5 protein-coding genes and 1 tRNA gene are annotated in these 5,635 nt (G+C 52.9%); 3 read left to right on the top strand and 3 right to left on the bottom strand.

All coding sequences use genetic code 11. The annotated features are described in order from the left end of the window. Positions 1 to 2,184: EAL domain-containing protein (locus tag WBM93_RS14055; protein ID WP_424432490.1), on the top strand; the 2,184-nt coding region annotated here is incomplete at its 5' end. A 141-nt stretch (positions 2,185 to 2,325) separates the two neighbouring features. On the opposite strand, the gene WBM93_RS14050 is transcribed toward WBM93_RS14055, so the two are convergent. Continuing rightward, positions 2,326 to 2,402 (bottom strand) — tRNA-Met (locus WBM93_RS14050). Between the two features lie 178 nt (positions 2,403 to 2,580). Here WBM93_RS14050 and WBM93_RS14045 point away from each other — a divergent pair. Next, positions 2,581 to 3,816: an NAD(P)/FAD-dependent oxidoreductase gene (locus WBM93_RS14045; RefSeq protein ID WP_424432489.1), complete on the top strand. Its 1,236-nt coding sequence runs from the start codon at positions 2,581 to 2,583 to the stop codon at positions 3,814 to 3,816. On the opposite strand, the gene WBM93_RS14040 is transcribed toward WBM93_RS14045, so the two are convergent. Both WBM93_RS14040 and WBM93_RS14035 read right to left on the bottom strand, forming a co-directional pair. Beyond that, positions 3,813 to 4,331 (bottom strand): 2'-5' RNA ligase family protein, encoded by a 519-nt coding sequence (locus tag WBM93_RS14040; protein ID WP_424432488.1) that lies wholly within the window; start codon positions 4,329 to 4,331, stop codon positions 3,813 to 3,815. The genes WBM93_RS14045 and WBM93_RS14040 overlap by 4 nt on opposite strands. A 76-nt stretch (positions 4,332 to 4,407) precedes the next feature. Continuing rightward, the gene (locus WBM93_RS14035; RefSeq protein WP_424432487.1) at positions 4,408 to 4,959 is read right to left on the bottom strand and encodes a peroxiredoxin; all 552 of its coding nucleotides are present in this window, start codon (positions 4,957 to 4,959) and stop codon (positions 4,408 to 4,410) included. A 170-nt stretch (positions 4,960 to 5,129) separates the two neighbouring features. On the opposite strand from WBM93_RS14035, the gene WBM93_RS14030 reads away from it, so the two are divergent. After that, positions 5,130 to 5,561, top strand: a complete 432-nt coding sequence (locus tag WBM93_RS14030; RefSeq protein WP_424432486.1) for a hypothetical protein — start codon at positions 5,130 to 5,132, stop codon at positions 5,559 to 5,561. Positions 5,562 to 5,635: the final 74 nt, after the last annotated feature.

The following is a 5,635-nucleotide window of genomic DNA, read 5'->3' as shown; positions in this document are numbered from 1 at the left end:
ATCCTGCACCAAGCCTATCGCATTTACGAAAAACTGGGGGAAAAGCGGAGTCAGGCTATTATCCTGCACAATATCGGTTCCATTTATTATGAAGCCGGTGACTATCCCCGCGTACTGAAATATTACGCACAGGCCGAATCGGTCTATGGCAATGACCCTGCACTTAACCTTTCTTCCCATAATAATCGCGGCAATGCGTTGCGCGATATGGGTAAATTTGGTGAAGCGGAACGGGAATTTGAATCCGCTCTGGTCATTGCCCGCGAGATGAACAGCCCATTATTGCAAACCAGAATTCTGAACAACGTGGCATTCGCGCAATTTGCTCAAAACCAATATACGAAGGCTGACCGGACTGCCGACAAGGGACTACGAATGGCGAGAGGCGCTGCAGCAGATTGGGTGCCCTTTCTATGGGGCACCAAGGCACAGGTAGCCTTTGCTCAAAACAAACTTGGCCCGGCCGAGAATTATATCCGCCGAACGTTTGCGAACGCGGATGTCTCCACCACAACCATGGATTATCGGGACTATCACGAAACCGCTTTCGAACTTTTCAAAAAAGTTGGAAAAGCCAAAGAAGCGCTATCACATCTTGAGGCATTCAAACGTCTCAACGACAATAGCCGCGACCTTGCAGCTTCAACCAATGCTTCCCTTCTCGCTGCCCAGTTTGATGACGCAAATCGGGAGCTGAGAATATCAAAACTGGAAGCCAAGCAGACCCAACGCGAAATGGAATTGTCCAAATCGGAGACGAAGCTGCGGTATATAAGCATATTGCTGTTTTTTGCCCTGATTTTGATGGGCATGATGTTCTTTTCCACCGTTTTCTTTCGCCGCCGTCGGCGGGAAGTCAGCGAAGCCAATGCCAAATTGTCCTATGCGGCCAAACATGATCTGCTGACCGGGCTGGCAAATCGCGGACATTATCAAGTGCTGTTATCAGACGCGCTGGAAAATGCCGGAAGTGCGGGAAAGCGCTGTGCCGTGATGCTGATTGACCTGGACCGTTTCAAAGCAGTTAATGACACATATGGCCATGAGATTGGCGATCAGCTGTTGTGTCAGGTCGCCGAACAATTGGGAAAATCTGGAGACGGAGATGCAACCGCAGTCCGTCTCGGCGGTGATGAATTTGCTTTGGTGATACCCGATATCGGAAGTGACACAGATCTCGCCCGGTTCGCAGATATGCTTATCGAAAAACTCAGTGAAACCTATACCATCAACGGTACGTCTGTAAATATCGGTGCAACCGTCGGCGTTGCCGTTGGCCTGGAAGATGGTAAAACTGTCCCCGAGTTAACGCGTTGTGCTGACCTGGCCTTGTATCACGGCAAAGAAGCCGGCCGCGGTTGCCATGTACGGTATAAACAGTTCATGCAGCTCGACGCCGACGAAAGGCATATTCTCGAGGCAGATTTGCGCACGGCCCTGATCAATGGCGAGCTTTCCATCGCTTATCAGTCAATCGTCAATGCCAAGAGCGAAGAGGTAGTAGCCTATGAGGCGCTGCTGCGCTGGGATCATCCGACCCGGGGCAAGATTTCTCCGGAAATTTTCATTCCTATTGCCGAGGAAGCCCGCCTGATCACCCAGATCGGCTCCTGGGTGTTGAGATCGGCTTGTGCAGAAGCAAAAACATGGCCTGAAAATGTACGACTCTCCGTCAACGTCTCTGCGCTGCAGGTTGAAGGCGGGCAGCTTTCCAGCAACGTTATCGGTGCACTTGCGGCCAGCGGGTTGGATCCGCAACGCCTCGAACTGGAAGTGACAGAAAGCGTCTTCCTCGACAAGCGGTCAAATACAGACGAGATACTGGAAGGACTTCGTTCGCTGGGTATCTCTCTAGTGCTTGATGATTTTGGCACGGGTTATTCTTCTCTCGGTTATCTCAAGCGTGCGAGCTTCTCGTGCATCAAAATCGATCGCGGCTTTGTGCAATCGGCTACGGCAGGATCGAAGGATAGTATGGCCATTATCCGGGCCATAGTTTCGATGGCCGATGAGCTCGGGATGATGACGACGGCCGAAGGTATCGAAACCTCGTTCCAACTGAACATGATGCGTGATCTGGGCTGTTCACAATTGCAAGGCTATCATTTCTCGCGCCCCGAGACACCGGCTTGGCACCAGGAAGACATCTATCAGGAAGACGTCTATATAGCTAAGGCCAGTTAGGCCGAAGGGCTTGTACCGTTGGCTAGAAGTTCGAAATCGTTTTCCAGCATTCACGTCATACACAACGAGCGTGTGCAGTTTTATAGCACCGATCTAACCCGATCCATTGCGCTTCATGGCAAGGTATCTACCATATATTGTTGGTAGCGGAGGAGGGACTCGAACCCCCGACACATGGATTATGATTCCACTGCTCTAACCACCTGAGCTACTCCGCCATCGGATCCCTGTGACTAATATAATCGCCACGAAAGTCTCTCTGGACGGCGGCGCTATAGTCACAGCGTCCAGTCCGGTCAACAAGTGGAAGCAAGAAATAAGCTAAAACTTGCACGGTCAATAGAATCCGCGCTAACAGCGCTTCTGAGGCCGACTATGGGGCATCAAGGGGCAAATATGAACGCATTCTACGACATTTTGATTGTTGGCGCTGGTCATGCAGGCGCACAAGCGGCCATCGCGTTGCGCCAGAAGAAGTTTGAAGGCTCCATCGGATTGATTGGAAACGAGAAATATCCGCCATATGAGCGGCCGCCGCTATCCAAAGAATATCTCGCGGGAGAAAAACCGTTTGAGCGGATTTTATTGCGCCCCGAGAGCTTCTGGGCCGAACGCGATATTGACCTGCTCACCGGCCGCAGGGTGTCGAAACTCGACCCGGTTGCAAAAAAAGTTACCCTGACATCGGACGACGAAATCGGCTTTGACAAACTGATCTGGGCTACAGGCGGGTCTCCTCGCATGCTCGATTGTCCGGGGAGCCAGGCGCGCAATATTCATGCCGTCCGTTCCCGCGCCGATGTCGACAAGATCATCGCTGCTTTGCCATCGGTCAATAAAGTTGTCGTCGTAGGCGGCGGCTATATCGGACTGGAAGCGGCAGCAGTGCTGACCAAGTTGGGCAAACAGGTAACGATCGTCGAATCTCTCGACCGGGTTTTGTCCCGCGTTGCCGGTGAACCACTTTCCCGATTCTATGAAGCCGAACATCGCCGTCACGGGGTGACCATCGAACTGGAAGCAAGCGTCTCGGGTTTCGAAACCGGTGACGACGGGATTGCCACCGCCGTGACGCTCGCCGACGGGCGGACACTGGCGGCCGACATGTTTGTGGTCGGCATCGGCATAATTCCCGAAACCGGACCGCTGGTCGCGGCCGGCGCCGCAACCGGCAATGGTGTCGACGTCGATCAGCATTGCCGCACCAGTCTGGCAGATATCTATGCAATTGGTGATTGCGCCGCGCATAGCAACGCCTTTGCCGACGGCGCGATGATCCGGCTGGAGTCGGTCCAGAATGCCAATGACCAGGCAAAGGTCGCCGCCCTCGACATACTGGGGGAAGAGGTCGAATATGACGCAGTGCCCTGGTTCTGGTCGAATCAATATGATCTGAAGTTGCAAACTGTCGGCCTGTCGACCGGCCATGATAGTCATGTCGTCCGCGGCGATCCGGAATCCCGTAAATTTTCGGTGATATATTATCGCGACGGCAAGGTCGTAGCGCTTGACTGTGTCAACGCCACCAAAGACTACGTGCAGGGTCGCAAGGCCGTCGTCGAGGGGCTGAATCTGGACAAGGACCAGCTCGCCAATACCGACATTCCGATCAAAGAGGTCGGGGTCTACTAACGCCCTCGAAAGGGCCATGTGCCAATGTTCTGCCAGGCGCCATCGACGTAATAATGCAAAGCGATTCCGCGGATCGCGAACGAACGCGGCTCGAATTCGGCCGAAAGCCGCTCGAAGAGTTTCTGCGCTTCGCGTGAATTCACCTTGTTCTGGATTGTGATATGTAGCCTTGGGGTCTGCTGATCCTGAGCTACCAGCAATCCGGCGAACCGGTCCGCCATTTCCATCCGCAAGTCGAGCAATTGCGGCGCGTGCAGCCGATAAGCCACGCCGCTTCCAAGATTAATCAAGCCGGAAAGCTTTGCCTCCGGATTCGGCAGGCTGCTGGTCAGCTCGATAACCCGAGCCTTGATTTCATCCAGCGCCTGCGGCGGTAGATGGTGGAACAAGGTGATATGCGCGCCCACCATGTTCCGTTCGGGTGGATAATGACTTTTACGCAAACTGTTCGCCCAGGCAAATTCCGCCTTGCCCATTTGCGCCGTCATGATGATGGGTCTGTTGAGACGCTCCATGGGCTGACGCTATCGCACAAAGTAAAACCGCGAGCAATTTCTCGCTCGCGGTCTCGCTTGTGTTAGCCGGGTTCGCTTAGGCAGCTTTGCTTGCCGCATCGTTGAGATCAATCCAGTTAAGCAGATTTTCCGGCGTCGATTCGACATAGGGATCATTGTCGACACCTTCGTCGTTGATACCCGGCTCTTCGAACCAGGCGCTGATCACACCATCGTCGACAATCATCGAATAGCGCCAGCTGCGCTTGCCAAAACCAAGATTATCTTTCTTGATCAGCATCCCCATGCGACGGGTGAAGTCACCCGATCCGTCGGGCAGCAGCTTTACTTTTTCCAGTCCGAGCGACTTGCCCCATTGGTACATCACGAACGCATCATTGACCGAAATACAATAGACCTCGTCGATACCGCGCACCATGAACTGGTCGTAAAAGCCTTCAAAGGCCGGGCATTGCTCGTTCGAACAAGTCGGGGTGAAGGCTCCGGGCAAGGAAAACACAGCGATACGTTTACCAGCGAACAGTTCTTTGGTGTCCACATCCTGCCAGCGAAACGGATTCTCTCCGTCGACAGATTCGTCGCGAACGCGGGTTTTCAGGGTAACTTGGGGAATATTTCTACCGATCATCTTTAACTCCTTTTGATGTGATTGACGCCGCGTAACGACAAAAGTTTCATCGGTTAAATTGATTTATTCTGCTTCACTTATTGACATAACCACTCATTAACCGGTTTCGCTTGATACTTCATCGGCAAAATACCACAATGTCCGTCGGTTTCTGGGGTTGGGGACATAATATGACTCAAAAGACAAAGGCGCCTATCTGGTTCTGGGTCGCAAGCGCAGTGGCTCTGGTCTGGAACGCACTGGGCGTATTTGCCTATATTCAACAGGTTCTGATGAGCGCTGAGCAATTTGCTTCATTGCCACAACAGCAACAGGACCTTCTGGCTTCACAACCAACCTGGGTTACAGCGGCCTTCGCGGTTGCCGTGTTCGCCGGATTTGTAGCCGCCATTGTCTTGCTGATGCGAAAGCGGGTAGCGGTTCGCCTGTTCCTGGTTTCGTTGTTGGCGGTAATTGTCCAATTCAGCAGCTATTTTATCATCGACGGTTATAGCGAATATGTCGCAGATCAGGGGTGGACGATGCCGGCTCTGATTGTCGTTTTTGCGTTAGCTTTCTTGTTGATCGCGCGACACGCCGAAAAAAAAGCGCTTCTCAGCTAGATCAGGTCGACGTGCTGAACGGGGTGAAATTGGTATCTTCATCGTAAATGTCGATCCCTTCGCGCCGTTTGAGC

The organism is Parasphingorhabdus sp., from assembly GCF_049667325.1.
GTDB lineage: Bacteria > Pseudomonadota > Alphaproteobacteria > Sphingomonadales > Sphingomonadaceae > Parasphingorhabdus.
The sequence above is the reverse complement of the archived record's forward strand: the minus strand, read 5'-3'. Positions and strand labels throughout refer to the sequence as shown.

What these genes read in the sequence shown, in the direction of transcription:
- WBM93_RS14045 (WP_424432489.1), top strand. Translation starts at nt 2,581, where the DNA reads ATGAACGCATTCTACGACATTTTGATTGTTGGCGCTGGTCATGCAGGC.
- WBM93_RS14040 (WP_424432488.1), bottom strand. Translation starts at nt 4,331, where the DNA reads ATGGAGCGTCTCAACAGACCCATCATCATGACGGCGCAAATGGGCAAG.
- WBM93_RS14035 (WP_424432487.1), bottom strand. Translation starts at nt 4,959, where the DNA reads ATGATCGGTAGAAATATTCCCCAAGTTACCCTGAAAACCCGCGTTCGC.
- WBM93_RS14030 (WP_424432486.1), top strand. Translation starts at nt 5,130, where the DNA reads ATGACTCAAAAGACAAAGGCGCCTATCTGGTTCTGGGTCGCAAGCGCA.